The following is a 1024-nucleotide window of genomic DNA, read 5'->3' as shown; positions in this document are numbered from 1 at the left end:
CTCTATCATCTTCAACTGCTACAAATATTGTCGCATATTCATTTTCTATAAAACGGTGGACCATCTTTTCTTGTTGCTCTACTGTAGTTTTTCGTTCTCCTGGTTCGTATAACATAAATTTCGTTTCTTCGTCTAATTGCTTACTTAATTGTAAAAATGATGCTGCATCTTCTACTCTAATCTCTCGTATCATCTTGATCCCCTATCCATTCTGTTAGTTTAAAATTTTCCTTGTAAAAACATTTTCTCCACTATTCTGAAAATCCCTTTCTAAATTTCTTACTATAAATAGACAAATTTCGATATTACTATAATAATAGGTAATTATGTCTATACTGTGACATGTCTTTCTACCTATAGATTATGAATAAAAAACACGTAAGCTTCTCGCTTACGTGTTTCCCGTATTAACGGGTATCCCGATTGATAAGGGCTAATTAAATTCCCACTTTATCCATTCACTTTTTCCGCTTGCCAAAAATACCCTCCAAATGCTTTAGCAAGAACATCAATCGATCTATTTAATTCTTCATCTGTATTATCTACGCCACCAACTTCAATTAAAATCGCATGTCCTGATAAGTCTTGATTATAGACTCCATTTCCTGTTTGGAACCCTTTTTGAATTACACCACGGCTCACTCCTGGATATTTCTTATTAATTTCCTCATGAAGAGCTGTTGCTAATTGTAAGTTCTTTTCATAATTTTTATTTCCTTTCCCAATTACAAAAGCAAGCTTTGCATATGATTTATCTCCAATTGTTTTTGTCGTGACATTTTTCCGTGCACTATCACGGTGCAAATCGAAAAAATATTGGAGTTCTTTATTACCAGCCATCGCTTCTTGTACAATTTCTCGTGACAGTTTATAAGAACTATTACTATTTAATCCTTTACTTATTAATTTTTGACCAACATCCGTTTTATCGTTAGTAGCACCGATCCCTTCACTTTCTAACTGTTCACGCAATCGATCGCCAACTATTGAAATATTCGTTACAGAACTCGTTGCTTTATTTGGA

The 1024-nt window shown here is 33.6% G+C and carries 1 protein-coding gene and 1 pseudogene; both read right to left on the bottom strand.

The features are described from left to right. Window positions 1–193 (bottom strand): annotated as a pseudogene (locus tag AC1DTM_RS28305) (GNAT family N-acetyltransferase); the annotation flags it as partial. 257 nt (window positions 194–450) lie between these two features. Then, window positions 451–1024, bottom strand: a 574-nt coding sequence (locus AC1DTM_RS28300; RefSeq protein WP_477001468.1) for a stage II sporulation protein P, incomplete at its 5' end; no start/stop codon positions are given.

Source organism: Bacillus sp. P4_D3 (assembly GCF_056401855.1).
The sequence above is the reverse complement of the archived record's forward strand: the minus strand, read 5'-3'. Positions and strand labels throughout refer to the sequence as shown.